This window comes from Desulfosporosinus sp. (assembly GCF_014237355.1).
Lineage (GTDB): Bacteria > Bacillota > Desulfitobacteriia > Desulfitobacteriales > Desulfitobacteriaceae > Desulfosporosinus.
The window spans coordinates 31,028-56,755 of the sequence record NZ_JABZFS010000065.1 but is presented as its reverse complement, the minus strand read 5'-3'; the positions used below and the strand labels follow the sequence as shown (position 1 = coordinate 56,755).

Here is a 25,728-nt window from a genome sequence, read left to right as displayed (position 1 = left end):
AGGAGATTACAACTAGGTGATGGTTGAACGCTTAAAAACCTTTGGAGATATACAGTTAAGTAAACCACTCTTACAAGCACTATCGGAAATGGGGTTTGAAGAGCCTTCACCGATTCAAAGAGAAGCAATTCCGGTTGCTCTTCACGGTGTTGATCTAATCGGTCAGGCTCAGACAGGAACTGGTAAAACAGCTGCATTTGGAATTCCAGTTACAGAAAAGGTCAATTCTAAATTCCAAGCGGTACAGGCGCTTATAGTTACACCTACACGTGAACTGGCAATCCAGGTGTCGGAAGAAATATCAAAAATTGGAAAGCATAAACATGTTAAACCACTGCCGATTTATGGGGGCCAGCCCATTGATCGGCAGATCAGAGCCTTAAGGATGGGATATCAAGTCGTGGTTGGTACTCCTGGACGATTACTAGACCATTTGAATCGAGGGACACTTCGTTTACAACATGTGAAAACGGTGGTTCTCGACGAAGCAGACGAAATGCTGGACATGGGCTTTATTGATGACATCGAGAGTTTGCTAAGGGAGGTCCCTGCTGAGGGACGGCAAGTTTTGCTCTTCTCAGCAACTATGCCCCCGGGAATTCGAAGATTAGCTCAGACTTATATGAATTCTCCACGCTCTGTAACGGTCAGCCGGGATGAATTAACTGTTCCGTTGATTGAACAGGTTTTCTATGAGACTCGAGAAAGTATAAAAGTAGATGCTTTAGGCAGAATTATTGATATGGAGGATATCGGACAAGGGATAATTTTTTGTCGTACAAAACGTGGAGTGGATGAGCTGGTAGTGGCCCTTGAAGCTCGGGGATATTTTGCTGATGCTTTACATGGAGATTTAAGCCAGCAACAACGGGACCGAGTCATGAAACGGTTCAGAGATGGGAAATCTGAATTGTTGGTAGCCACGGATGTTGCGGCACGAGGCTTGGATATTAATAACGTTACCCATGTTGTTAACTTCGATATCCCTCAGGATCCGGTATCATACGTGCATCGGATCGGGCGAACCGGGCGTGTTGGTCGTAAAGGGCAGGCTATAACCTTGATTTCTCCAAAGGAATACCGACAACTTCGCTTAATTGAAAATCTGATTAAAACAAGAATCCGACGACAAGAGCTTCCGTCCCTGGCCGACATAAGTGAGCGACAAGCAGAAAACCTTAAAAACCAACTCATTAAACTAATGCAAAGTAATCACTTAGGTAGTTATCGAGCAATTGTCGGAGAATTACTTCAGGAATATGATTCCATAGAAGTAGCAGCTGCGGCCTTGAAGTATGCCATTGAGGGAGCGAATGTCGAAGAACTCGATGATAAAAATTCGGATGAACGTCTTTTTGGAAACACCGGAGCAGCAGCAGGTATGGTTCGCTTTTTTATCAATATCGGGAGAGTTCAACAAATCCGTCCTCAGGATATTATCCGTTGGATTGCAGATCAAAGTGGAATTTCTGGAAACAGTATTGGAATGATAAATATTTATGATAAGTTTACGTTTGTTGAGATTCCTGAAAAATATGCTTCTAGAGTTCAGAGTTGTATGCATCAAACAATGATTAAAGGACGCAAGGTGAGTGTCGAACCAGCAAAGGCACGTGAAAACTCTGGCTTTTAATAGATTTATAAGCGGTTCAAAGCTAATCCTAACTGGGTTAGCTTTTTGAACATAACAGAGTTCTAAGTACAAGGCATTGTAGGGGCAATTCATGAATTGCCCCTACTCGATTTCTTTGTTAATCTACTAAATTGTCAGATAATTTGTTATGCTGTCGGCAGATAATAAACAAATTGACAAGTATTGAGGCGTACATCTATAATAAGAACCGAACAGATGTTTTGCTGAAGAATGAACTATTTGATGAGTCATGACCAAGGATGAGGAGGGAATAGAATGGCCGAAACGAATAAGCTAAAAGCACTTGATATCGCACTTGCTCAGATTGAAAAGCAGTTCGGTAAAGGGTCAATTATGAAACTTGGGGAATCTTCCACGGATAGGATGATTGATGTCATCCCTACGGGATCTTTGGCGATAGACCTTGCCTTGGGGGTTGGAGGGGTGCCCAGGGGACGGGTCATCGAAATTTATGGACCAGAATCTTCAGGAAAAACAACGGTAGCACTACATATCATTGCTGAAGCTCAAAAATTGGGCGGAGCAGCGGCCTTTATCGACGCAGAGCATGCCCTGGATCCTGTTTATGCCAAAGCATTAGGGGTTAATATCGATGACTTGCTTGTTGCACAGCCGGATACAGGAGAACAAGGGCTGGAAATTTGTGAAGCCCTTGTGCGCAGTGCCGCGGTGGATGTGGTTGTCGTCGACTCCGTAGCAGCCTTAGTTCCCCGAGCCGAGATAGAAGGGGAAATGGGAGACAATCATGTTGGTTTGCATGCTCGTCTAATGTCTCAAGCCTTACGTAAGTTGACCGGATCCATCAGTAAAAGCAATACATGTGTAATTTTCATCAATCAAATTAGAGAAAAAATTGGGGTTATGTTTGGTAATCCAGAGACAACCACGGGTGGGCGTGCTTTGAAGTTCTACGCCTCAATTAGAATGGAGATACGTCGCCAAGAGGCCATTAAACAAGGGCAGGATGTTATGGGAAATAAAACCCGGGTCAAAGTTGTTAAGAATAAAGTTGCGCCACCGTTTAAAATAGCTGATTTTGATATTATGTACGGAGAAGGTATTTCACGAGAAGGAAGTCTTGTCGACATAGGTACAGAGTTTGAGGTCATCGCCAAATCGGGAGCTTGGTATTCCTATAATGGAGAGCGCTTAGGGCAGGGGCGCGAAAATGTTAAAGAATACCTCAAGCAACATCCAGAGGTAGCATTTGAAGTAGAACAACGAATCCGTGCCAACTTGGTCCCTGTAGCTGCCACAACAACAGCTGAGGAAGATGGTACCCTTGACGAGTTCTAAACCCCGCAGAACCGCTAAGGAAGTCGCGCTAGATTGTTTATCCCGTCGAGCTCTAACCCATTATGAATTAGAGACCCGTCTTAAAGAAAAAGGGTATGAAAGCTTGGAGATAAATGCTGTGTTGGAAAAACTCCGGGAATGGGGTTATCTTAATGACCAAGAACTTGCTGTAATGTATTCCAAAAGCCGTCTTAAGCGTTACTCTCGGCGACGGGTTCAACAAGATATGCATAATCGTGGATTAGAACCTGAATTAATCGAACAAGCCTTAGGACAAAACTATTCAAGTGATGAAGAGTTCGAGCAATGCCTAACCCTCGCAGAACGTTGGTGGGTACAAGAAGCTAAGCGTTGGGAGCATAAGATCGACGTTGAGAAGACAAAGAAAACGATACCCCGTGAACTATGGCTTCAGCAAAAAATTGCTCGCAAGCTAATTCAACGTGGGTATCCCTCGGATATGGTACGAAATGTACTTTCACATATTCAGGACAACCAGGGCGAATAGAATGGTATGGTTGTACACTTTAGTTGAATAAGCTCACTTAAGAGGCATAGTTAAGTGTATAGAATTCACTCATTTAGGACAAGCTTGACATTGGTTGCAAATGATATTAAAATCTTAACAGAGACCTGTCTCTGTTAAGATTTAACCTTTAAAGGTTTTCTTATAGATTTCGTTGTAGTTAGCTAAAATATGGGTTTTTTGACTAGCGAGCGAGAGTTGTAGGAAACAGGGAAAACAACCTGTTTTAAAGGTTATGCTTAGAGTGACTGGTTTTGGAACCAGTTTTTTTTATGTAAAATAATAAAAGATTAAAAGTTTAAAAAAAGGAGGTGTGTAGACGTAATGATGGAACTAGTTATTACCGGGTTAATTTCCGTATTAGTGGGATTAGGTCTAGGTGTCTTAGCAGGTTGGCTTTTTCGCAAGAATACAGCTGAAAAGAGTATTGGATCAGCAGAAGAAGAAGCAAAACGGATCGTTGAGAATGCCCATTCTGCAGCTGAAAGCAAGAAAAGAGAATCTGTAGTTGCGGCTAAAGAAGAAGTCATGCATATTCGCAATGAAGTAGAAAAGGAAACTCGGGAACGGCGTAATGAACTCCAACGGCTTGAACGACGCTTGCTTCAAAAAGAAGAGAGCTTAGATCGTAAAATTGAGTCATTGGAACGTAAAGAGGAAAACTTGCACCGTAAAGAAAACGAAGTAGAACATCTAAAAGAAGAGTTGAATCAGATCGTTGGCAAGGAGCAAGCTGAATTAGAACGTTTATCGGGTATGACCTCAGAAGAGGCCAAACAATTGCTACTTAAACGTGTTGAAGAAGACGTTCGTTATGAATCTGCAATTCTGATTAAGGAAATTGAGACTCGTGCCAAAGAAGAAGCGGAGAAAAGGGCAAAGAATATTATTGCCTTAGCGATACAGCGATGCGCAGCGGATCATGTAGCAGAAACAACTGTATCTGTTGTTGCATTGCCAAGCGATGAAATGAAAGGACGGATTATCGGTCGTGAGGGGCGTAATATCCGTACTTTGGAAACCCTGACAGGGATTGATCTTATTATTGATGATACTCCTGAAGCTGTCATATTATCAGGTTTTGATCCTATCCGTCGCGAGGTTGCGCGTATTGCTTTAGAAAAACTCATTGCTGACGGACGAATTCACCCAGCAAGAATTGAAGAGATGGTGGAAAAAGCTCAGAAAGAAGTCGATCAAAAGATTCGGGAGGAAGGAGAACAAGCGACCTTTGAAACTGGTGTGCATGGATTGCATCCCGAGTTGATTCGTTTGCTTGGTCGACTAAAATTCAGAACCAGTTATGGACAAAATGTCTTGAAACACTCAACGGAAGTATCTCATTTAGCAGGATTAATGGCTGCTGAGTTAGGTGTAGATATCCAGCTTGCTAAACGGGCAGGTTTGTTGCATGATATCGGTAAGGCCGTTGATCATGATATGGAAGGGACTCACGTGCAAATCGGAGTCGATTTGGCAAGAAAGTACAAGGAATCTAGTGATGTTACCCATGCCATTGAAGCACATCATAACGATGTAGAGCCTAAAACCATTGTTGCGGTACTTGTTGCTGCGGCTGATGCGGTTTCTGCGGCTCGACCAGGGGCGCGTAGAGAAACTCTCGAAACGTATATTAAACGCCTACAAAAACTCGAAGAAATTGCTGAGAGTTTTGAAGGAGTTGAAAAATGTTTTGCTATTCAGGCTGGACGGGAAGTTCGTATCATCGTTAAACCCGATAAAATTGACGATGTGCTCGCTCCTCGCGTTGCCCGTGAGATTAGTAAGCGGATTGAAGAAGAACTTGAGTATCCAGGACAAATCAAGGTTGTCGTTATCCGTGAGACTCGGGCAGTTGACTTCGCGAAATAATTATTAATAGTAAAATGTTGAAATCAGGCGATCCATTGGGTCGCCTGATTTTTTTGCTATCCATAAATGACCAATTCAATTTTGGAAGGTTTGAGCAGGAGTTCGATGCCCAATGCCGAATACTATGCAAGATAAGACATTGTTTGAAACTGGTTCAGAACGATGGATCAGAAATACCTACATACTTGAAGTGGGTGCTAAAAGCGGACAGAGAGGGCTGAAAACAGGAATGTTAAGTAATTTACAATATAAAGATGGAGGGCGTTTACAAGATGGAGTTGGTTTACTCACCTCAATCTTGACGAGATATACGGAAGTAGGATCGGTTCAATATTGGCGTGAGGAACATGCGCTTAAGTTTAAGTTTATGGTTAATCAAGCCCAAGATGACACCACTCTCCATGAACTCCTGAAACCTGCTTTAGAGATTTTTCATCAACTCGAAGGGCAAAGAATGCGAGTTTTTGATATTGCCAGCCGGAGCGAAGAAGGCGTTAGTGTGATTACGATAACCCGTGATGTTGATAGTATGAGTCAGCGAGAAGTTGGACTCATTGTTGAACTCTTAAAGGGAGCCTATAAACACCATTTGATCTATGATCAAATATATTTGCCCCAAGATGAACAAATCTATCAGGAAGAAATGATAACTCAAATGCTGTCTTCCATTCAGACCATCGATGTGAAGAAGAATGTTGTTGCTTTGCGAGAAGATGATAAGGTATTAGTCTTTAAAACCTAGTTGCTCTATTCTAGATGACACCTCACTTGAAGTGGGTGTTTACTTATAGATCAAGGTTATGAAGTGTAAGTTTTCTGATTATCTTAACGAAATATTGGTATCCTATAACTATGAATTAGTTCGGGTATTGGAGGGAGTTATTTATTTGTTACGCGTACTTTTTATTGGAGATATTGTAGGGAAGCCGGGAAGAGAGGCAGTTAAGCTGTTTTTAAAATCTGTACAAGAAGAACACAAAATCGATGTAACCATCGCAAATGGTGAAAATGCTGCTGCTGGAAAAGGAATAACTAAAGATATTGCTGATGAACTATATAATAACGGAATTCAGTTTATGACAATGGGAAATCATGTTTGGGACAATAAAGAGATAATGAATTTTATTGATCGTGAACCAAGACTTATTAGACCTGCTAATTACCCTGTTGGAGCACCAGGGCAGGGTTACGGATTTATACGTGCCATGGGTAAAAAAATTGGCGTGCTTAATCTTTCAGGACGAGTATTTTTACCACCTCTTGAGGACCCCTTTAGTGGAGCAATACGCTGGATTAATCAGCTTAAACAAGAAACTCCCATTATAATTGTAGATTTCCATGCCGAGGCTACTTCGGAAAAAGTTGCTTTGGGCTGGTTTCTTGATGGGAAGGTCAGTGCAGTTCTGGGCACCCATACACATATTCAGACAGCGGATGCTCGCTTGCTTAGTCAGGGTACAGCATATATAACGGATGTGGGCATGACTGGACCAAGAGACTCTGTTTTGGGAGTGAAAAAGGAAATAATCATCAATCGCTTTTTAACTCAACTCCCTGCGAAATTTGAGTTAGCAGGTGGTCCAATTCAAATGAATGCTGTCGTTATAGATATTGATGAAGATACAGGAAAAGCACAAAAAATCGAAGCGATTCAATTATTAACCGACGCTTAAAAAATCTGAAAATTCTTCCTATAAATAGAGGATTTTGTCTGCTCGTTCTCGAATACATATATTCTAAGTTGTGGTAATACTTGTAAATGAATTCGAGCAGGAGGATGTATTATGGAAGTATTAAAAGTCTCAGCAAAATCAAGCCCGAATGCGGTTGCAGGAGCTTTAGCGGGGGTACTTCGTGAAAAAGGCGGTGCTGAGCTGCAAGCTATTGGAGCTGGTGCTCTAAACCAAGCTGTAAAAGCAGTCGCTATTGCTCGTGGTTTTGTGGCTCCAAGTGGAGTGGATCTTGTTTGCATTCCGGCCTTTACTGATGTAATGATTGAGGGAGAAGAAAGAACAGCTATTAAATTAATAATTCAGTCACGTTAAAAATTATTGATACAATAATAAATCACCTGTCTGCTCTATACTTAGAGTAGGCAGGTGTTTATTATAATTTCAAGTATTTTCCAAATGTATCAGAAAGGAGGTTTTTACCTTATGAAATATCCCTATATTATTGACGGACATTGTGATAGTTTAATTCATTTTGTGAATGGTGAAAGGACATTGCAAGATCCCACAGAAGGAGGGCAATGGGATACGCCTCGCGCAAGGTCGGCAGGAGTAGCTCTTCAGTTTCTAGCAGCTTATATCGAGGCAGAGTATAAACCATTTATGGCCACAGCACGGGGCTTACAACTAATTGAAGGAGCACTTAGATTGCTGACTGATCATCCAGAGCAAGTATTTCTAGTTATAGGTAAGCAAGATCTTAAACGGATCCCGGACCCCGGACGTATAGGTATCTTGTTAAGTGTCGAGGGAGGAGAAATTCTAGGTCAAAACCTCTTCATGTTAGACATAATCTATCAACTGGGAGTGCGAGCTTTGGGCCTTACTTGGAATCAACGGAATGCATTGGCTGATGGTGTCGGCGAGGCAGATACCCGAAGTAGGTTAACCAATTTAGGGCAAGAGGTTGTTCTGCGTATGAATACACTAGGAATGCTTATTGATGTGTCACATCTTAATGAAGAAGGGTTTTGGCACGTCTTAGATTTATCAAAGGCTCCTGTCGCAGCAACTCATTCTTGTGCTAAGGCTTTGTGTAATCATCCAAGAAATTTATCGGATGAACAACTGCGTACTTTAGCGAAGCATAAAGGGGTTGTAGGGGTCAACTTTTATCCACAGTTTTTAAAAGAATCCGGCCCTGCAACGCGGGAAGATGTTGTTCGTCATATTTGTCATATTGCTGAAATAGCCGGAGTGGAGACGGTGGGTTTAGGTTCAGATTTTGACGGAATAAGTGAAGTCCCTGGGGGACTGGAACATGTTGGGGAGTATTCCTATCTAATGGACGATTTATCAAAAGCTGGGTTTTCTGTTAAAGAAGTTGAATTGATTGCAGGGGGTAATTTTATGCGTTTACTCTCGGACGTGCTAAAATAGATGACGTAGATAACAGTAGAAATGAGGTTATAACGTGCAGGTAGTAGCTTTATATGAAGTAGACTTACATTGTCATACGACTGCCTCCGACGGATCATTGTCCCCAGCGGAACTTGTTCGTTTAGCAGCAGAGTTGGGCTTAAAAGGCTTAGGAATTACAGACCACGACACAATTAAGGGATGGAATGAGGCCGAGGAAGCTGCCGCCCACTACAAACTACAACTCCTAAAAGGAATCGAGCTCAGTACTGATTGGTTAGGAAAAGAGGTACATATCCTTGGCTACGAGCTTGATAGCTCATCTAACTATCTTAAGGATAAATTAAGAAACTTAGGGGAGGCTCGTCAACGACGAATGCTGAAAATCCTAGAACGTTTGAGAAACCAAGAGGTTGACATTTCTGAGGAAGCTATTCGAAAATATGCTCAAGGAGATTCCATCGGTCGTCCGCATATAGCTCAAGCACTAATGGAAAAGGGTTATATTCGAGACATTCAGGAAGGTTTTGAGCGTTACCTAGGCGTTGGTGCGCCGGCTTATGTTCCACGCTTTAAATTAACTCCCGAAGAAGGGATTGAGCTAATCCGAAAAGCGAAGGGTGTACCGGTGCTTGCCCATCCTGGGATGCAACGCCTTGAGGAAGGGATTCCCGCCTGGGTCGAAGCGGGTCTTAAAGGGATCGAAGTATTACATTCAGAACACAAAGCTCAGGATGTAACTAGATACAAGGCTCTTGCTGAGCACTATAATTTACTCATGACAGGAGGTTCGGACTTTCATGGAGAAGCCTGTAAACCTGGAGTGGAGCTTGGACGCTGGGGGGTGTCACTCAGGGTTCTTCAGGAAATCAAGGAATTAGCAAAGTCCAATTAACTAAGAAGGTTTGGAGTTTTTCTTTTTTTGGGTTTAAAATGCGTTTTCCCGGCATAGACTATTATTATTGATAGAGCCGAGGGGGCGTAATGATTGAATTCAATGGACGAAATAAAGTTACTTAGGGCTCGTGTTGGAGAATTAGAGCAACGTGTCGAACATTTAAGAGTAAGCCGTCGAGTACTCATGAATTTATTAGAGAAGGTTGAACGAGAAAAGGTAGCGTTAGTTCGTAGTCTCGAAAAGGAAAACGTTCGCTTACAACGAGATAACAAGCGTTTTGCAAAATGGATATTTTCTAAGAACAGGGAAATCGTGGAACTACAAGACAAAATGGAATCATCCGTCCAAAAAGCATGAGTCATCCAATGGGTGACTCATGCTTCCTTATATTAGACCTGCATTCCAGTATTTGGTACTATATTTGTATAGAAATCTATTTTTCCCTGAGCAGAGTGCTTAAGCAGCAAAGATAGTAGGGGCAATTCATGAATTGCCCCTAATTTATATTATCCGCTTGTTCTAAGATACGGCCCAAATCCGTAGTAGGAGTATGATGTTCGCGGATCAAGAGACATACCATGGGATTTAATCCTGCTTTTTCAGCTAAAGACCCACCCCATAAAGCATGACTTGCATCAATTTTCAAGGAAACAGCAAAAATTGAGTGCCCCCTTTTGAAGTAAGGCCATAACAATTGAGGCATTTTATGGACAAGGACAATATACACCCGTTGCCAGATTCGGAGGGATATGAAGGACTTTCCACAATCATGAAGAAGTGCAGCAGTCATCAGATTTTGAAAATCATCAAACGCTAACGGGACTTTTGTTTTTATAATTGTCTTTGCCACATCGATAGAATGTCGTTGTTCTGGCAGGGATTGCTGAAGAAAAAGTTCAGAAGCCTCAGGGGATAAATGATTCAACGCCCAATTGATCTCAGAAGGATCAACGTGAGGAAAGATAGCTCGAAGGAATTGATGTACACGGTAGAACATGTTCTGCCCCCCCTCTTCCTTATCATAATTAGAGAAATTGTTTTTTACAAGCCGGGAGAATGATTATTTAGCATGCAACATGTTTTTTTTATCATATTTCTGATATACTAATTAGAAAACTATTGGGAAGGGAGCTAATCATGTCCAATCGTATAATCAATGAAGCGGCACTAACCTTTGATGATGTTCTCATTGTTCCGGCTAAATCCGAGGTATTACCCCGGGATGTGGATGTCAGCACTTATTTAACGAAAAAGATTAAACTTAATATTCCCCTTATGAGTGCTGGTATGGACACAGTGACTGATTCCCGGATGGCTATCTCCATTGCTCGGGAGGGCGGAATAGGGATTATTCATAAAAATATGAGCATTAAGCAACAAGCTTTAGAAGTTGATAAAGTTAAGCGCTCAGAACATGGCGTTATCACGGATCCTATCTTTTTAAATCCTACTGACACTATTATGCAAGCCCTAAAACTGATGGAACGTTACCGTATCTCAGGAGTTCCAATTACGGTTGAGGGAAAACTGGTCGGCATATTGACAAATAGGGATTTGCGTTTTGAGAAAAATTTTGATCGTCTAATCTCGGAAGTTATGACAAAGACCAATTTGATAACAGCTCCTATAGGAACAACCCTTGACCACGCTCAAGAAATACTAGGTCAACATAAGATCGAAAAGCTGCCCATCGTAGATTCTGATGGTATGCTTAAAGGCCTTATCACTATTAAAGATATTGAAAAAGCACGTCAATATCCTAATTCAGCTCGTGATGAAAGCGGACGTTTGGTAGTAGGGGCTGCTGTTGGGGTTACTTCAGATACATTACAACGTGCAGAAGCATTGGTTAAAGCCCGTGTTGACGTTATTGTCCTTGATACTGCACATGGACACTCCAAAGGGGTTATCGAGATGGTTAGAGTCTTAAAAGACCGCTTTCCAGAGACTCAGGTCATTGCAGGTAATGTTGCAACAGCAGAAGCAACACGTGACCTGATCGAAGCGGGTGCTGATGGCATTAAGGTAGGAATTGGACCGGGATCTATTTGTACTACGCGAGTTGTAGCAGGGATAGGGGTTCCTCAAATCACGGCGGTAATGGATTGTGCTGAAGAAGCAGAAAAATATGGAATTCCGGTGATTGCCGATGGAGGGATTAAGTTTTCGGGTGATATCGTAAAGGCTATAGCAGCTGGAGCTCGTATCGTGATGATTGGAAGTCTTTTCGCTGGAACAGAAGAGAGTCCAGGAGATTTAGAAATTTATCAGGGACGAAGCTTCAAAGTATACAGGGGAATGGGATCCATTGGCGCCATGAAAGAAGGAAGCCGAGATCGCTATTTCCAAGAAAAGGATCAAAAGCTTGTCCCCGAGGGAATTGAAGGTCGGGTTCCGTATAAAGGACCAGTTTCGGAGACGATCTATCAAATGATCGGGGGACTGCGAGCAGGGATGGGGTATTGCGGAACTGCTGACATTGAGGCACTTCGAACTAAAACTCATTTCATTCGTATCACTGCTGCAGGACTTAGAGAAAGTCATCCTCATGATGTAACAATAACGAAGGAAGCACCAAACTATAGCTAATATCATAATTCATATAAAAAACTGGCTTAGTATAAAGTAGTTCAACTTCTTCCTTGGTAGGATGTGAGGTGTCGAACTATGACTATGAGGTCTAATCGACTATAGTATACGTTCTATAGTATCGGTATGGGGAGGGAGTGTAACTCTCTCCCCAATTTAGTAGAGGCTAGACTCCACTGAGCGCCTAAGCTAAGAACTTAGGACAAGCAAAGGGTCAACATTTTAGGAGGAACGCATGAATTATGCTTTTTGGCGCTATCAACTTATATTAAGTTTTCTTTTTATTTTTTGGGGGGAGTTCTTTGTTACGGGTGGCATATTTAATCAGTTAGCCTTTAATTTTTCGTTGTTTTACCCCCTCGGCTTTTTGGTAGGGTATCGTCCAAAGCATGAGGATCTACGGATTGCCTACCTTGCAGCCTTTATTTTTAATCTTTTATCCTATCTAATCGCTAGCCTTGTAGATTTTCCCATTGATAGCTGGATTTTGGTTGTTCTAGATTTTGTAAGCCTCGTAGTTATTATGAACGTTGGAATGTATTTTGGGCGACGTGCTCAGTCTAAGGAGTGAAACTATGTGAGAATTGTCATTGCACCAGACTCGTTCAAAGGCTGTCTAAAAGCCTTAGATGTTGCTCAAGCTATGTGTCAGGGGGTTCAAAGGGTCTATCCGGAATGTGAAATCGATATGATCCCAATGGCAGATGGCGGAGAGGGTACCGTAGAAGCGATACTAAGCGCAGTTCGTGGAGTAGAAATAAAAGTCAATACCACAGACCCTCTGGGTCGCCCACTAGAGGCATCATATGGTCTGATCGATGATGGCTCGACCGCAATCATTGAGATGGCGGCAGCCTCTGGATTAACCCTTTTAAGGGATGAAGAAAAAAATCCTCGCTTAACATCTACTTATGGAACCGGTGTATTGATTAAAGATGCCCTGGAACGCGGTGTGAATAAGATTCTCCTCGGTATTGGAGGAAGTGCGACGAATGATGGTGGAGCAGGTCTTGCTGTCGCTTTAGGAGTTAAGTTATTGGATTCCCATGGTAAGGAATTATCACTTGGAGGAGCGGCACTTGCAAAACTCGCTAACATAGATATGTCAGGAATAAATCCCCTTCTGGCAAACGTCAAAATTGAAGTGGCTTGTGATGTTCAAAATCCGCTTTGTGGTCCAGAAGGTGCCAGTGCTGTTTATGGGCCGCAAAAGGGTGCAAGTCCCGCAGATATCCAGGAACTAGATGCGGCTTTACAGCAATTAGGGGAATGTCTGAGCACGGTTGCTGGTACAAACCTGCTTGCATTAGTTGGTGGTGGTGCTGCAGGTGGACTTGGTGCAGGAGCCGTTGGGTTCTTAGGGGCACAATTGCGACCGGGATCGCAAATTGTGTTAGAAGTATCTAATGCAGATGAAAAAATTAGACATGCGGACTTAGTGCTTACGGGTGAAGGGAAGACTGACTCTCAGACAGCCTACGGCAAAGTACCGGTTGGGGTTGCAGCTTTAGCGAAAAGATATCATGTTCCAGTACTGGTTATATCGGGATCTGTGGAGGGCCCTCCGAATTTTCTTTCAAAACAAGGGATCTTGTGTTGTTTCAGTGTTTCAGAAGGACCAGCTACCTTAGAAGAAGCATTCACAAAAGCTCAAGAGCAATTAGAACGAGCAGTCTGGAGGGTTATTTCAGTCTGGAAACTCGGACGTGATTCTGTTGGGATTCATAGCAAGTAGTAAAAATTTTCTGATTTACCTCTTTTGAGAAGGAAAAAAATGGAATACGTAGAATAGATGAGTAGGTAGTTTTTATGTATTCCAAGACCCTCACCTCTATGAGTGAGGGTAGGTTTAATGTCGCTTGACATTGCCACTCAAAGGGGGATTTAAAGTGACGGAGTTGTCTCGTAGAGAGCGAAAGAAAAATGAAACTCGCGAGAAGATATTCTCCAATGCTATGCAGCTTTTTCGTTTGCAAGGGTTTTCAGCTACGTCTGTTGAACAGATCACCCAGCAGGCTGATGTGGGTAAAGGAACCTTCTATAACTATTTTCCTACAAAAGAAGCCGTTATTATGGAATTTTCTCGACGATCTTGGCAAAATCTTGCTAACCTGGGGCGCCATAAGCCAAGTATAGGGACAAGGCAGCGATTAGGAACCCTACTTCAAGATTGGGCTGAATTTATGACCAAAGATCGTGAAATTGCTTGGGTTACAGTCAGGAGTCGCGAAGGTGCAGATTATGACATGAGCCTGCATTATGGTCTATTAGCTATCTTAAGTGTTGGACAACAAAATGGTGAAATCAGCCGTGAGTTCGATCCGGCATTCTTAGCAGAAAGCTTGGAAGGGATGATGATCCAGCATTTTATCCGCTGGTATGTTTCAGGTACGGGAGATTTGCATCAAGAGTTGAACCATGCCCTCTCGGTCTTTCTTGACGGACTATCAGAAAAGAAGTGGGAAGCCTAACGATAAATGATTATTAGGAAAAATGGTGATTTGCTCATATCCCTCTGTTGTTTTCCATAAAGATACAACGGAGGGGTTTTTGATGCAAAAAAGAAGGACTCCGAGGGACTTAGGACTTTGGATGGGTCAAATGCCTGTAGGTAAAAATAACGATATTACAGATGTACCAGGGGTTCGAGTAGGTCATGTATCCTTAATCCAAGGGGTTGGGCCGTTGCTTCCTCATGGAAAGGGTCCTGTTAGGACGGGAGTAACAGCCATACTACCTCGAACCGGTAACTTATACCGACAACCTTGCAGCGCGGGAATTGAGGTTATGAATGGGTACGGAAAGTCACTGGGGGTACCCTACATACAAGAGACGGGTAGTTTAAACTCTCCTATTTTATTGACGAATACTCTTAGTGTAAATGACGTCGCTAATGGGGTAATCACCTATTTATTACAGCAAAATCCAGAGATAGGAAATGACGCACGAACTCCAAATATCGTTGTTATGGAGTGTGACGATTCCTATCTAAATGACATACGTGGACGCCATGTTAAGCCATGGGATGCAATACTAGCACTCCAACGGGCTGCTAAAGGCCCCATAGAGCAGGGAAATGTCGGAGCAGGAGTCGGAATGTCCTGTTTCCATATGAAAGGAGGAATCGGGAGTTCATCACGCCTTGTCCAAGATCAAAGTGGGCGTAGTTTTGTATTAGGCATGCTTGCCTTGGCGAATTTTGGAGTTTTGCGTGATTTTCTCTTGGTGGGAGTTCCAGTAGGAAAATTGTTAGATCAGCAAGCATCAGGGTACATCCCAGGTTCGTTAATTCTTGTGGGGATTACGAATGCTCCCTTATCACGCTGGCAATTAAGGCAACTTGCAGGACGGGCCAACCTGGGCATGGCTCGGACTGGGTCAATCTCCATGACAGGAAGCGGGGATTTTTGTTTGATGGTCAGCACCTATATTGGCAGTCCGAATAATTATTTATCAGACTGGGAATTAGATGAATTCTTCAGAGCTGTGACTGAGGCAAGCGCTGAAAGCATTTGGAACTCTATGTTCTTAGCCCGAACGATGGAAGGACGAGATGGGCATATACGGAACGCGTTGCCGATTACGGAAACCTTAGATATTGTTCGCAGGTGGCAAGGCGGGCTCTAATATAAGAATTATGAATAATCTGACACCATTCTTGATATATTTGTCATGATCTTCGTACTTAGCGCGTAAACATCCTTATGGAGAAAAGCTAAGGGAGGGTCATTGTTGAGTATTACCTGGAACATAATCTGGGAAACTCATCCTGATGTATTTATAGCTAAGGATTGGAAAGAGTACCCAGAAGACAAAAAGAAAGCCAGTCGTCTTCCACTTCAGTATAATTATTTTATGGGTGGAGAGACGACTTTACGAGTAGGCATTATTGCCAGTACCTCAATAAATCGTGAAGAAGAATTCCTTCTTGCAGGTCTGTTATGGGGGCATCGGCTAAGCAATGGCGCAAAAACTGTAATCTATTATGTAGCCCCGGATTTTTCTACATCCTTTTTATCAGGTCTCTCAAAAATAGGAGGGACTATCAATGCAAAAGCAGTATACTGGCGTGAAAAACTAACTCCAAGTCTATACCCCATCCCCGAGAAGCAAGCATTACGTGGGCCGCGATATGCCATAGGAGAAGAAAGAGCCGATTGGAAGCGTTGGGGAGTAGGTTTAAATCCTGTTGCCAGGCAACAATTAATGACCGTGAACGAGTTTTTCAACCAGTTAACCTCTCGAAACGTTCGTATAGTTATTAAAAATCAGACCATTAGCATTTTTTGGGGGAACTTTGAAATAGCTGAAGTGCGGCGCAAGGGTAAAAAGTTTGAACTAACAAGTAAAGTCAAATGGCTTAAGGAAACGGAATTAATTATGAAATGGCAAAAACAGGGCTGGGTAGATTCTTCGGGATCTTTAAACCCTGATTTTTGTGAAACGATTTCTGAGATATTAAATTATCTTGAATCACTGGAGCGAGAGGGTAAACTTCGTCCTCAAGATCTCCTTACTTTGGTCCTTCATCAGGGTGACGGAGCACTAAAATTACTCTGGGGAAGTCCATGGCCATGGCCTTGGATAGCAAAAGACCGCAGTGAAAATGCAGTAGTTGACTTGGAAGAATGGTTTTACTATCATGGAAATGGACAATTAAGCGTGGTATGTCCAATTTTTGATAAACCCCTCCTAAGAGCTGCCCGAAGTATCTTGTTGGCATCTGTATTAGAAAGAAGCCTGCTTTTGGTGGGTGCCAAAGATAATCAAGGGAATCCCTTAGCTTGGGATGGGCGTATACACTGGCTAACAACACTTAATAAAGAGGAAGAGCTTAGGCGTTGTTATTGTTGGTTAAATGATGTGGATAAGTTTCCAATCTGGACTTTACCAGAAGACTGGCAGGATAAGGGTATTTATCAACTTAATTGTCAAAGCAATCATCTGAATCATTCACTTATGCAGAAAGGGTATTTGTGATGCTTGATAAACTTGGAAAATCGATCATTACCACGGTCCCCGAAGAAGAGGAGGACTCAGAAAAATGAAGCTTGCCTTGGTGGCTGAGGATGATCTGTTGAGCAATGGTTAGCCCCAATCCAATAGCTTCGTTGTGAGTGCTAAAGAAGGGCTCAAAAACTCGGGTGCGTAGGTCTTCCGGAATACCCGGACCATAATCTATGATACTTATCCTAACAAAGGATTCTTCTTCTGTTAAACGAATGATAACCCTTTCTCCTTTAGGAGTAACTTCAATTGCGTTATTAAGGACTGATAAAAGCGCATGAACAAGCTGTTCACGGTCGCCCATAACATAGACAGAATGAGAGGGAAATTCAAGAACAAGGGTGACTCCGCTTTTCCGAATCATAGGCTGAATCGTTAGAATAATTGAGGAGATTTCTTCTATGAGATCAAGTCTCACTACCTGAGGCGCAGTAGGATTTGTTAAGAGGACAAAATTGTTGAGTAATTGTTCAATGGTTTGGATCTCATCGAGAATTATTTCCTGATAAGGCCGAAATGATTTTGGCCATTGTTCAGGGGTTATTAGTTCCATGAAACCTTTAATGGTCGTCAAGGGATTTCTAATTTCATGTGCCAAACCTGCAGAGACTTGGCTTATGATCGAAAGTTTTTCAATTTGCATAGAAGCTTCCAAACGTCTTTTGGCCTCACTTATATCAAAAAGTGTTATGAGTGTGCCTGATGGAATATCGTCGTCTAGTAAAGGCCGAGTACGAAATTTTATCAGGATTGTACCTCCTTTTTGCGTTTTCCACGCAAATTCACCACTTTCCGGAATGTTCGATGGTTGAAAGTTTGGCAAAATACCTAGAACATCAAATATAGGTTTGCCAATTAAGCTGGATTCGGGTAGTGATAACAAAAAGGAGGATTCCGAATTAAGTTCAATAATTGAACCGGAATTATCCAATAAGATAACCGCTTCACGGGTATAATCAACGGTTTGAATTAAGGGAGGATTTTGTCGCAACAGAGCCTGCATAGTTTTAAGGTGACGCTGATGAAGTACCCTTTTTTGTCTTTCTCTTCGGTCAAAGAGAAACATCATTACAAGTAGGAAGATAAAATGACCTATAAGTAATGGGCCTGAGGGAAAGGCAGAGTTAATATGTGAAGCAACTGTGAAAAGAGTTGCGGCTAGGATCCATACTTTGCCCCAAGTATGGAACCACAGTTCAAACCAAATAATAAGAGTGATAAGCGGAAGGAATTTTAGCGTAATGCTCAAGGAGTTGGGAATTGAGAATATATCACATAGTAGAATGGTTGTAATGAGAATAAGAGACAAAACGATAAAAACAATTTGTCGGTCTAAAGAACGTAATCGTAATTTTAGAGGAACCAAATTGACAATCTCCTTCCAAAAACTTCTAAGAACAACCCACTGACAAGTTTACCATAAAAAGTCGCAAAAAATTGTAAGAAAAAGAAGATAGTTAAATTTTGGGAGATAGGCTTCAAGTGGCTAATAAACTCGATTATTAAAACATATGTTTAGAAAACAATAGTTCAAAATCCGACAAATAAGATCAAGAGAACAAAAGAAACTTGAAGTGAAACAAAAATTTCAGTATAAAGGGATATGCAGAAATATAAATTATGGTGTATAATTATGCAAAACTATAAAAGGAGTATTTAACATGAAATTGCGTAAGGCACGAATAGCGGATGTAGAAGCTATGATGTCATTGATTAATAGTAATGCAGAACAAGGGCTCATGCTTCCCCGATCAAGAAATATGCTTTATGAAAACATTCGCGAGTTCCTGCTGGCAGAAATGGATGACCAACTAGTGGGAGTTGCATCGCTCCATATTCTTTGGAGTGACTTAGCAGAGATAAGAGCGTTAGCGGTTGCTAGTGAATACAAAAGAAGAGGGATTGGATCGAAAATTGTTAAAACACTTGAAGATGAAGCAAGGGAACTAGGCTGTACAAAAGTTTTTGCTCTCACCTACCAGCCAGAGTTCTTCAAATACTGTGGATACGAAGAAGTTAGTAAAGACCAAATGCCCCAGAAGGTTTGGACTGAGTGTATTAATTGTATCAAGTTTCCAAATTGTGATGAAATTGCTGTAAGTCGTACACTTTAGCGTTTTCTTTAGACTTCATAGCCTCGAAATCTCTTCGCTTGGATCAAGTGAAAGCGGTCAAATGCCGATATGGAAGCAACTTGCCGAACCTTTAAGGTTGGGCAAGTTTTTTTATGGAACAATTTACCGCTTGATAACATAGTTAATACTATGGCATGCGCTAAATATGAAGATGGAGAGAATTCTATGGAGCTTAGAAAAGAAGTTCAAGAATGTCTTGACCAAGCACGTTGTTATGTATCCGAGGGTGTAGAACAGATTTTGTCAGGTAAGGTTGACGAAGCCCATAGTGTTTCTCCCAGCCCAGGGGCAACAGCCCTTGCTGCTCTTGCGCTTCTCGCGGTTGGTAAAGGGTATGAGAATGCACAATATCAAGGCATACAATGGCTGAAACAGCAGGATCATGGAGGATGGGGTAAATTTCCGGGTGATAAACCGGATGAAGAGATAACCCAAATAGTAAAAATGGTCCTGATGGGAAGTCAAGGCGGATGGAGAGCTAAAATTAGACTTTTGTCTCAAGTGAGGCAATTTTCTCAAGTGATTTTATCATTAGGGCAAAGAGTCGTTCCTGGCCTGGAAGGGCCTACACCGGAAGAAATATTGCTTCCCACGATTCTTGAAGATAGGATCTTAACTAAGTTACCACTATACGGTAGATCGGTTGTTGTTGCAGCATCAATTCTAGCCTCCAACTCACAAGATGGGATTCAAAAAGGACTTCAATATCTTGTGAAAACACAAATGAAGGACGGATCTTGGGCAGAAGATATTATTGCAACGAGTATGGCCATTCTTGCTATGATGAACAATGGACTTCACAAAGAACAAACTCAAAGGGCTGGGCAATGGTTATTACAGAAACAATATCCAAGTGGTGGATGGCCTGCTTTTGACCAACTAAAAATATGGGCAATGGGTTGGGCGGTCAGCGTCTTTGGAGAGATAACCCGGAACCCGTCAGAGATCCCGTGGCTGGAAGAGGGGATCGAGTGGCTGAAAAGAGCACAAAATGATGATGGTAGTTATGGGAGCACACCACCGTACACCCACCCCGACTTGGATGACACGGCAGTTGCCTTGATCGGTTTGCATCAGGTGTCTGGGGAGCGTAATGAGCTGGGGGTCCACCTTCTTGAGCGATTACAAAATGACGATGGAAGCTGGAGTACGTTTCCTAGCTTTCAAGGGATTCCCCCTAATGTTACTTCAGAATTCCCAGTGTATATACCGAGTGTGGATGTTAGCATTCACGTTTTAGAGGCATTGTGGCGTAGTAAGCGTTCTCAAGACGAACGAATATGGCATGGGCTAAATTGGATACTTTCTCAGCAGAATAATCAAGGCGCTTTTCCGGCATCTTGGTTCGAGGGATCGGTTTATAGTACTGCACAGGCCTTGGAATTGTTTAGTAAGTGGAAATTTAGTTGGGAACGATGGAACACTGCACGTCATATATTAGGTGCTAGAAAGAAAGCACAGGAGTTTCTGTTAGAAACACAAAACAGTGATGGGGGCTGGGGGTCTGTTGTTGAAACCGGCTTAGCTATTTCAGGGTTATGGCGTTATGCTAGAATTATCCCCAAAGAAGTTCTGAATAATGGAATTCTAAACCTTCTTATGTTACAGAACAGGAATGGTTCATTTGAACCTTCTTATCGAGGAATCTATGCCAAGGGATGGAATTATGAGGAACCATTAACAACGGGACTTACAGCTATTAGAGCATTACAGCGTTATCAACGACTATATAAAGCGTCATTTTTTAGGTGATTCTATGAGCGATTTAATTAAACAATAATAAACAAGAGCCATCTAACAGGCTCTTGTTTGCATCTTACTATGACCCTAAAGGTTGAGACGTTTGTTGCCGAAGTCTCGATAATTAGCTCGGCTGAATGAGTTACTGACTAATATTTTTAAGTATTGTATGTAGGAAATCCCATTGTAAATCAAGGTAGGCGTTTCTCATCTCGGATTCACTCAAGCCCTTGGAGAGGAGATAATCACGAGAAGATACTTCAAATTCACGGATAAATCCCAAAACCTCGTCAGTTTGTGTTGACAGCATTTTTCACCCTCCATTTCAGAACTCGGGGTTAGTCTTGTCCAATTTTGCAATATCATATAAGTTTTATTCTTATTATAGAAAACTTTCCTTAAAAAAGCTGTTGGAATAGGGCGTAAAGATTAGCGGCAAAAGGGAAAAGAATGAAGAACTAATAAGTATTTTTGCGGTTTTTTGTTGAATCGATAGGAACAGGTGGGCATCGACGCCAAAGAGATATATCAAGAAGAAGTCGATTACCTGCTTTGTAATGCTTTTTTGCTTGGGTAATGTCGTCAAGGATAATATAACAATCTGCAAGCCTATGATGAATATTGGCTATATAGCTAATCGTTAGTATCTTTTGAGTGATCCAGTTGGAACTGCTTTTAGGGAACTTTTCCCGTTTTGAGAGAGATAAACTTCGTTCGAATAATCGAGCAGCTTCGGGAATTTTACCGATATGTTTCAGAACACGACCTTGAGTTGCTAAAAGAAGCGGATCAACTAACGCAAAAGGATTATCTCGTAGAATATAGAGTGCCCGTTTTGCTTTACCTTCTTTAAGGAGGATGTCACCTAGTGTCGTACAGATAAGAGGATCTTGGCTGGGAAGGTATTTTTCTAATAGTGAAATTGCTTGAGCAGGTTCATGGAAGTAATAATAAAGCTGACTTGCAAAACGAGCGATGGACAGAGGGCTGGTGTCTTGTAAAATTGTGTGAGCCATACGTTTAGCGGTCAATTTCGTTTCAGGGGGATTGAAATCTTTCTTTAGAACCATGACAATATAGGAAAGGCCTAGCCCCGCAGCTAGAACTTTGAGCCCGCTAGGAATATCAAAGTTCCAAGTAACGATTGCCGTAGCGAGCAGGGTAAAGGTTGATAAGAACATAAAGAAGCATAATTTATGAACATAGAGTATTTCTGGATCGTATCGCATAACTCGCATTCTATCCCCTCAGTAATCTATACGATAATAACACGGTAATTAGAACATAACTCCGTCATAAATAATCGAACATACTTCAGGCTTAAACATAAAAAAAGCATTCTGTCACAGAATGCTTCATCTTAGGAATCTCTTGGACTTATTTCTCGGCGACTACCGTATAGGGGCATACATGGTTAGTACATAAGTATTATAAAGAGACGGGCTAATTTGCACACGTAGGATAGTCTGGTGGAAGTGAGTTTTGAGGATTTCCGCGTCCGGAAATCCTCTTTATGCGCAAAACCTAGAAGATTTAACTACTAGACTTTACTTATTTAAACATACCGCAAAGTTTGTCGAAAATCAATTTGTAAATTTTAGTAGAACAGCTCATCCTTACCCTTGTGGTACAATCCTCATAAAACATGGGTAAGTATCCTCGTTTAATGGATTTATTCCTAACTAGGATCCAAATTATTAATCATAATATTTAAAATTTTGGTTAGAGAAAGTAATTGTAATTTCTTGAATTATGACTTAAAATAAATAAAAGTGGCATGATGGTCTGACCACGTAGGAATAATATTATTAAGAATAATACATTAGGGGGAAGTCCGTATGAGAGATGACCAAAGTATATTATACGAACGATTTAAAACAAAATTAGAAGCAGTATCTGGTGAATGCTATCGTGTCAACACTTCAACAGAAGCAGGAGAACTTGTTTGCAAGGTTATGATAGAAAAAGGAATTAAAAATGTCGCACTCTTAGATGCCTCTATCTCGAAAAAAGGGAATTTCTCCGAGTTAATTGGTGGAAAAGGTCTAACTGTTTACACAGATAATTTTCGTGCGGTAACCCCAGATGCAGAAGCGGGTATCACGCAAGTTAACTATGCCATAGCTGAACTTGGAACCCTCGTTCAAGCAGATTCTGATGTCAATCAGCGCTTATGTTCGACACTTGTTCCAATCCATATTGCACTAGTATCGACGTCTAGTATAATTCCAACCCTGAAAGAAACCATGGCCACTCTGCATGCTCTTCCTGAAATCCCAGGATTTGTTGGGTTTATCACGGGTCCTAGTAGAACTTCAGACATTGAGAGGGTTTTAACAATTGGGGTTCATGGGCCCAAACAACTGGTTGTTATCTTTGTAGATGAGGAAGTAGGAGGTGCGGCTTAAATGGCAGACAAACAGTTTAAAAAGAAAATTTCGGATGCACTTGGTAATGACGTCTTACGTGGAGCTTTGGGGCGCTTTGGAGATGCCTATGTCATATCTCGTGAAAAAGCTTATGAAGGGTATAATTTTAAAGAAATCAGCGACAATATTGCGCAAGTTAAGTCATATGCAGCTAGCCATTTGGACGAGATGATTGATCAATTTGAGAAAGAAGCAACAAAACGAGGGGCTAAAGTATTCCGTGCAGCCACTGGAGAAGATGCAAAACGATATATTCTCGAGTTAGCTAAACGAAAAGACGTGAAAAAAGTAGTAAAGTCAAAATCAATGGTTTCAGAGGAGATCTTACTTAACAAAACATTGATGTCTGAAGGAATAGAAGTACAGGAATCTGACCTGGGAGAGTGGATTGTACAGTTAGCTGGTCAACATCCCTCCCACATGGTTATGCCTGCAATTCATATGACTAAAGAAGAAGTTGCCGATGTTTTTTCTGGTCATTTGAATAGATTAAACCAACCAGTAATTGCTGAACTTGTTAAAACGGCCAGAACAGAGCTTAGAAAATCCTTTCTTGAGGCTGATATGGGGATTTCCGGCGCTAATATGGCAATCGCCGAAACAGGGACTTTAATGATGCTGACAAATGAAGGTAATGGTCGTTTAACATCTACCTTGCCTCCGACTCATGTATTCTTAGTCGGTATCGAAAAACTTGTTCCAAAGTTCGAAGATGCAACCCATATCCTTCAAGCACTTCCCAGAAGTGCAACGGGTCAGCAAATAACTAGCTATGTGAGTATGGTAACGGGTCCTACGCCTGCATATTATTCCGACGGCACAATTAAAGACAAAGAATTCCACATTATTCTAATGGATAATGGCCGACGTAAGATGTATAACGATGAGAAGTTTAAGAAGACATTTCAGTGTATCCGCTGTGCATCTTGCCTAAATGTATGCCCCGCATTCCAACTCGTAGGTGGGCATGTCTATGGGCATATTTATACTGGTGGCATCGGGACGATCCTAACTAATTTTGTGAACTCTGAAAAAGATGCTCAGAATCCTCAAAATCTTTGTCTGCAATGTGGTAAGTGTTCTGAAGTATGTCCAGGAAAATTAGATATTCCTCAAATGATTCTAGAGTTACGTAACCGTATGGGAGAAAAAGAAGGACTACCCTTTACGCAAAAATTTGCACTGGATGTAGTGTCTAATCGGCGGCTTTTCCATTCTCTGTTACGTGTAGCTTCTGTCGCGCAAAAGCCGTTTACCAAAGGACAGCCAGTTATTCGTCACTTACCAATGTTCCTCTCAGGGCTGACTGAGAAGAAGAGTTTACCGGCTGTAGCTAAGGTTCCCTTCAGAGATGTCATTAAAACTATAAAACAGGATGTTAAGAATCCTAAAGGAAAGGTTGCCCTTTATGCAGGCTGTCTGATTGATTTTGTTTATCCAAAGATTGGAGAAGGAGTTATCAGTGCCTTTAATGAAAAAGGATACGAGGTTGTCTTCCCAGACGGACAATCCTGTTGCGGTGCTCCAGCAACTTATATGGGAGATCGAAATAATGCACGTAAGTGTGCAATTATGAATATCGAAGCGTTAGAGGCTGAAAAGGTGGATTATGTTGTCTCAGCATGTCCGACCTGTACCCACGCGCTTAAAGAAAGCTTCAAAGAGCTGCTTCAAGATGATCCAGCATTAGCAGCTCGTGCGGAAGAGTTAAGTCGAAAATCTAAAGACTTTTCCAAGTTGTTGTTTGATCTTGGTGGACTAACTCCAGGAGGAGATGGAATTCCCCTTAAGATTACTTATCACGACTCCTGTCACTTGAAACGCTCAATGGGGGTTTACGCGGAACAACGAAAGATATTGACTGATACCGCAGGAGTTCAACTCATTGAAATGAAAGAATCCGATCGGTGTTGTGGCTTTGCCGGATCCTACTCCATAAAATTTCCAGAGCTATCCGGACCTATCCTGGATCGTAAACTAGCTAATATTGATGAGACGGGTGCAGATGTTGTCGTAGTTGATTGCCCAGGATGTTTAATGCAGATTTCAGGTGGCCTCGATAAGCATAATCCAAACGTTAAGGTTATACACACCGCAGAACTTCTTTTAGAAAAGCGGAAAAACGCAAAGACAAATAAGAGTAAAAAGAAGTAATTTAATTCAACAATATTTGTGCTTAAATACTATTTTTCTGCCAAGGAATTTCCAGGTCAAACCAAGAAGTAAGTAAAGGGTAGCAGACAACCATTACCAAAGGAAGTAGGCAATGTGTTGCCACGAAAGCGAGCGAAATCGCATTAGAGGGAAAGGTTGTTTAGCGAGAGAGGAGAGGCAGAGAAGGGTAAACCATTTTTTAAGAATTGACGTTTTATTATTTAGTGTTTTAAAAGGGACAGTCACTAATTTATAGTTATGATTTAGAAGTAAGAACGAATCGCAGCTAGTCTATACCTTTTAAGAATGTCTAAATTAAGCGTTTTTATGACATGAAAT

The 25,728-nt window shown here is 41.7% G+C and carries 24 protein-coding genes; 20 read left to right on the top strand and 4 right to left on the bottom strand.

Annotated features, from left to right (window positions below):
• The first annotated feature begins 16 nt into the window (after positions 1 to 16).
• From HGJ98_RS14665 to HGJ98_RS14620, 10 genes are all read left to right on the top strand, one after another.
• A complete protein-coding gene (locus HGJ98_RS14665) occupies positions 17 to 1,633 on the top strand; it encodes a DEAD/DEAH box helicase (protein ID WP_291352153.1) in 1,617 nt (538 codons plus the stop codon).
• 276 nt (positions 1,634 to 1,909) lie between these two features.
• Positions 1,910 to 2,950 carry a recombinase RecA gene (gene recA / locus HGJ98_RS14660; RefSeq protein ID WP_291352152.1) on the top strand — a complete coding sequence of 347 codons (1,041 nt, stop codon included), beginning with the start codon at positions 1,910 to 1,912 and terminating at the stop codon, positions 2,948 to 2,950.
• Positions 2,928 to 3,458 (top strand): regulatory protein RecX, encoded by a 531-nt coding sequence (locus HGJ98_RS14655; RefSeq protein ID WP_291352151.1) that lies wholly within the window; start codon positions 2,928 to 2,930, stop codon positions 3,456 to 3,458. Before recA ends, HGJ98_RS14655 begins: the two co-directional genes overlap by 23 nt.
• A 342-nt stretch (positions 3,459 to 3,800) precedes the next feature.
• A complete protein-coding gene (gene rny / locus HGJ98_RS14650) occupies positions 3,801 to 5,348 on the top strand; it encodes a ribonuclease Y (RefSeq protein ID WP_291352150.1) in 1,548 nt (515 codons plus the stop codon).
• Between the two features lie 112 nt (positions 5,349 to 5,460).
• A complete protein-coding gene (locus tag HGJ98_RS14645; protein WP_291352149.1) occupies positions 5,461 to 6,090 on the top strand; it encodes a hypothetical protein in 630 nt (209 codons plus the stop codon).
• 145 nt (positions 6,091 to 6,235) lie between these two features.
• The gene (locus tag HGJ98_RS14640) at positions 6,236 to 7,021 is read left to right on the top strand and encodes a TIGR00282 family metallophosphoesterase (protein ID WP_291352148.1); all 786 of its coding nucleotides are present in this window, start codon (positions 6,236 to 6,238) and stop codon (positions 7,019 to 7,021) included.
• A 111-nt stretch (positions 7,022 to 7,132) separates the two neighbouring features.
• The gene (locus HGJ98_RS14635) at positions 7,133 to 7,393 is read left to right on the top strand and encodes a stage V sporulation protein S (RefSeq protein ID WP_291352147.1); all 261 of its coding nucleotides are present in this window, start codon (positions 7,133 to 7,135) and stop codon (positions 7,391 to 7,393) included.
• A gap of 111 nt (positions 7,394 to 7,504) precedes the next feature.
• On the top strand, positions 7,505 to 8,458 hold the full coding sequence (locus HGJ98_RS14630; protein ID WP_291352146.1) for a dipeptidase: 954 nt from the start codon (positions 7,505 to 7,507) through the stop codon (positions 8,456 to 8,458).
• A 34-nt stretch (positions 8,459 to 8,492) separates the two neighbouring features.
• A complete protein-coding gene (locus HGJ98_RS14625; protein WP_291352145.1) occupies positions 8,493 to 9,332 on the top strand; it encodes a PHP domain-containing protein in 840 nt (279 codons plus the stop codon).
• A 102-nt stretch (positions 9,333 to 9,434) separates the two neighbouring features.
• Positions 9,435 to 9,692: a translation initiation factor 2 gene (locus tag HGJ98_RS14620; protein ID WP_291352144.1), complete on the top strand. Its 258-nt coding sequence runs from the start codon at positions 9,435 to 9,437 to the stop codon at positions 9,690 to 9,692.
• Between the two features lie 139 nt (positions 9,693 to 9,831).
• Here the strand turns inward: HGJ98_RS14620 and HGJ98_RS14615 are convergent, their stop codons facing one another.
• Positions 9,832 to 10,332 (bottom strand): HD domain-containing protein, encoded by a 501-nt coding sequence (locus HGJ98_RS14615; RefSeq protein WP_291352143.1) that lies wholly within the window; start codon positions 10,330 to 10,332, stop codon positions 9,832 to 9,834.
• A 140-nt stretch (positions 10,333 to 10,472) separates the two neighbouring features.
• Here HGJ98_RS14615 and guaB point away from each other — a divergent pair, with 140 nt between their 5' ends.
• From guaB to HGJ98_RS14585, 6 genes are all read left to right on the top strand, one after another.
• Complete coding sequence (gene guaB, locus HGJ98_RS14610) at positions 10,473 to 11,924, top strand: IMP dehydrogenase (protein WP_291352142.1); 1,452 nt, start codon at positions 10,473 to 10,475, stop codon at positions 11,922 to 11,924.
• A 235-nt stretch (positions 11,925 to 12,159) separates the two neighbouring features.
• Positions 12,160 to 12,495 carry a hypothetical protein gene (locus HGJ98_RS14605; protein WP_291352141.1) on the top strand — a complete coding sequence of 112 codons (336 nt, stop codon included), beginning with the start codon at positions 12,160 to 12,162 and terminating at the stop codon, positions 12,493 to 12,495.
• 6 nt (positions 12,496 to 12,501) lie between these two features.
• Positions 12,502 to 13,659, top strand: coding sequence for a glycerate kinase (locus HGJ98_RS14600; RefSeq protein WP_291352140.1), 1,158 nt, complete (start codon positions 12,502 to 12,504; stop codon positions 13,657 to 13,659).
• Positions 13,660 to 13,813: 154 nt separating this feature from the next.
• Complete coding sequence (locus HGJ98_RS14595) at positions 13,814 to 14,395, top strand: TetR/AcrR family transcriptional regulator (protein ID WP_291352139.1); 582 nt, start codon at positions 13,814 to 13,816, stop codon at positions 14,393 to 14,395.
• 82 nt (positions 14,396 to 14,477) lie between these two features.
• Positions 14,478 to 15,551, top strand: coding sequence for a P1 family peptidase (locus HGJ98_RS14590; protein ID WP_291352138.1), 1,074 nt, complete (start codon positions 14,478 to 14,480; stop codon positions 15,549 to 15,551).
• 105 nt (positions 15,552 to 15,656) lie between these two features.
• Complete coding sequence (locus tag HGJ98_RS14585; protein WP_291352137.1) at positions 15,657 to 16,904, top strand: hypothetical protein; 1,248 nt, start codon at positions 15,657 to 15,659, stop codon at positions 16,902 to 16,904.
• Here HGJ98_RS14585 and HGJ98_RS14580 read toward each other — a convergent pair.
• Positions 16,882 to 18,297: an ATP-binding protein gene (locus tag HGJ98_RS14580; protein WP_291352136.1), complete on the bottom strand. Its 1,416-nt coding sequence runs from the start codon at positions 18,295 to 18,297 to the stop codon at positions 16,882 to 16,884. The genes HGJ98_RS14585 and HGJ98_RS14580 overlap by 23 nt on opposite strands.
• Before the next feature lie 295 nt (positions 18,298 to 18,592).
• Between HGJ98_RS14580 and HGJ98_RS14575 the strand changes: the two genes are divergently transcribed.
• Both HGJ98_RS14575 and HGJ98_RS14570 read left to right on the top strand, forming a co-directional pair.
• The gene (locus HGJ98_RS14575) at positions 18,593 to 19,045 is read left to right on the top strand and encodes an N-acetyltransferase (protein WP_291352135.1); all 453 of its coding nucleotides are present in this window, start codon (positions 18,593 to 18,595) and stop codon (positions 19,043 to 19,045) included.
• Between the two features lie 186 nt (positions 19,046 to 19,231).
• On the top strand, positions 19,232 to 20,818 hold the full coding sequence (locus tag HGJ98_RS14570) for a prenyltransferase/squalene oxidase repeat-containing protein (protein WP_291352134.1): 1,587 nt from the start codon (positions 19,232 to 19,234) through the stop codon (positions 20,816 to 20,818).
• Between the two features lie 130 nt (positions 20,819 to 20,948).
• Here the strand turns inward: HGJ98_RS14570 and HGJ98_RS14565 are convergent, their stop codons facing one another.
• Both HGJ98_RS14565 and HGJ98_RS14560 read right to left on the bottom strand, forming a co-directional pair.
• Positions 20,949 to 21,116: a hypothetical protein gene (locus tag HGJ98_RS14565; protein ID WP_291352133.1), complete on the bottom strand. Its 168-nt coding sequence runs from the start codon at positions 21,114 to 21,116 to the stop codon at positions 20,949 to 20,951.
• 148 nt (positions 21,117 to 21,264) lie between these two features.
• Positions 21,265 to 22,035, bottom strand: a complete 771-nt coding sequence (locus tag HGJ98_RS14560) for a tetratricopeptide repeat protein (RefSeq protein ID WP_367142736.1) — start codon at positions 22,033 to 22,035, stop codon at positions 21,265 to 21,267.
• Between the two features lie 609 nt (positions 22,036 to 22,644).
• Here HGJ98_RS14560 and HGJ98_RS14555 point away from each other — a divergent pair.
• Both HGJ98_RS14555 and ldhH read left to right on the top strand, forming a co-directional pair.
• Entirely contained in the window at positions 22,645 to 23,214 is a 570-nt protein-coding gene (locus tag HGJ98_RS14555; protein WP_291352131.1) for a lactate utilization protein, read from the top strand.
• Positions 23,215 to 25,389, top strand: a complete 2,175-nt coding sequence (gene ldhH / locus HGJ98_RS14550; protein ID WP_291352130.1) for an L-lactate dehydrogenase (quinone) large subunit LdhH — start codon at positions 23,215 to 23,217, stop codon at positions 25,387 to 25,389.
• Positions 25,390 to 25,728: the final 339 nt, after the last annotated feature.

Coding starts and splice junctions, on each gene's coding strand:
- HGJ98_RS14630 (WP_291352146.1), top strand. CDS start 7,505: ATGAAATATCCCTATATTATTGACGGACATTGTGATAGTTTAATTCAT.
- HGJ98_RS14570 (WP_291352134.1), top strand. CDS start 19,232: ATGGAGCTTAGAAAAGAAGTTCAAGAATGTCTTGACCAAGCACGTTGT.
- recA (WP_291352152.1), top strand. CDS start 1,910: ATGGCCGAAACGAATAAGCTAAAAGCACTTGATATCGCACTTGCTCAG.
- HGJ98_RS14565 (WP_291352133.1), bottom strand. CDS start 21,116: ATGCTGTCAACACAAACTGACGAGGTTTTGGGATTTATCCGTGAATTT.
- HGJ98_RS14635 (WP_291352147.1), top strand. CDS start 7,133: ATGGAAGTATTAAAAGTCTCAGCAAAATCAAGCCCGAATGCGGTTGCA.
- HGJ98_RS14590 (WP_291352138.1), top strand. CDS start 14,478: ATGCAAAAAAGAAGGACTCCGAGGGACTTAGGACTTTGGATGGGTCAA.
- HGJ98_RS14575 (WP_291352135.1), top strand. CDS start 18,593: ATGAAATTGCGTAAGGCACGAATAGCGGATGTAGAAGCTATGATGTCA.
- HGJ98_RS14605 (WP_291352141.1), top strand. CDS start 12,160: ATGAATTATGCTTTTTGGCGCTATCAACTTATATTAAGTTTTCTTTTT.
- guaB (WP_291352142.1), top strand. CDS start 10,473: ATGTCCAATCGTATAATCAATGAAGCGGCACTAACCTTTGATGATGTT.
- rny (WP_291352150.1), top strand. CDS start 3,801: ATGATGGAACTAGTTATTACCGGGTTAATTTCCGTATTAGTGGGATTA.
- HGJ98_RS14620 (WP_291352144.1), top strand. CDS start 9,435: ATGGACGAAATAAAGTTACTTAGGGCTCGTGTTGGAGAATTAGAGCAA.
- HGJ98_RS14555 (WP_291352131.1), top strand. CDS start 22,645: ATGAGAGATGACCAAAGTATATTATACGAACGATTTAAAACAAAATTA.
- HGJ98_RS14645 (WP_291352149.1), top strand. CDS start 5,461: ATGCCGAATACTATGCAAGATAAGACATTGTTTGAAACTGGTTCAGAA.
- HGJ98_RS14615 (WP_291352143.1), bottom strand. CDS start 10,332: ATGTTCTACCGTGTACATCAATTCCTTCGAGCTATCTTTCCTCACGTT.
- HGJ98_RS14560 (WP_367142736.1), bottom strand. CDS start 22,035: ATGCGATACGATCCAGAAATACTCTATGTTCATAAATTATGCTTCTTT.
- ldhH (WP_291352130.1), top strand. CDS start 23,215: ATGGCAGACAAACAGTTTAAAAAGAAAATTTCGGATGCACTTGGTAAT.
- HGJ98_RS14655 (WP_291352151.1), top strand. CDS start 2,928: ATGGTACCCTTGACGAGTTCTAAACCCCGCAGAACCGCTAAGGAAGTC.